The organism is Streptomyces venetus, from assembly GCF_039540295.1.
Classification (GTDB): Bacteria; Actinomycetota; Actinomycetes; order Streptomycetales; family Streptomycetaceae; genus Streptomyces; species Streptomyces venetus.
In genome coordinates this window covers 1-558 of sequence record NZ_BAABET010000034.1, presented here as the reverse complement: position 1 = coordinate 558, position 558 = coordinate 1, and the positions used below count along the sequence as shown (strand labels likewise).

General features: G+C 72.2%; 1 protein-coding gene. It reads left to right on the top strand.

Features of this window, described 5'->3' with window-relative positions; all coding sequences use genetic code 11:
- Nucleotides 1–43: 43 nt before the first annotated feature.
- Nucleotides 44–558: acyl carrier protein (locus ABEA82_RS38600; protein WP_345666431.1), on the top strand; the 515-nt coding region annotated here is incomplete at its 3' end.

Below are 558 nucleotides of genomic sequence, written 5' to 3'. Positions count from 1 at the left end.
CGCCACCAGCCTCGCCTGGGGCCTCTGGCAACAAACCAGCACCATGACCAGCCACCTCGACGAGCAGGATCTGGCGCGGTTGGCGCGCAACGCCATCGCGCCGATGTCGACGCCGGAGGCACTGGAGATCTTCGACGCTTCCGCTCTGCCGCCGCATCCCCTGCTGCTCACCGCCCTGCTTCACGAGCGGCAACTGCCCCGGCTCCCGCTGTGGCAGCGGCTCGCGGCGGTCACCAGGGCGGTGGCGGCCACGGTGGAGGAAGGGCCCTCGCCGGCCCAGCAGCTCGGGGTGCTCGCGCCCGCGCAGCGGTTCAACGTCCTGCTGGACCACATCCGCCGCCACACGGCGACGATCCTGGCCCTGCCCGGGCTGGACGCCGTCGACGCCCACCGCGGGTTCACGGAGCAGGGACTGGACTCCCTCACCGCTCTCGAACTGCGCAACCGGCTCGCCACCAGCACCGGCCTCACCCTCCCCGCCACCACCGTCTTCGACCACCCCACCCCCACCGCCCTCACCCACCACCTCCTCCCCCAACTCACCACCACCCCCGAACA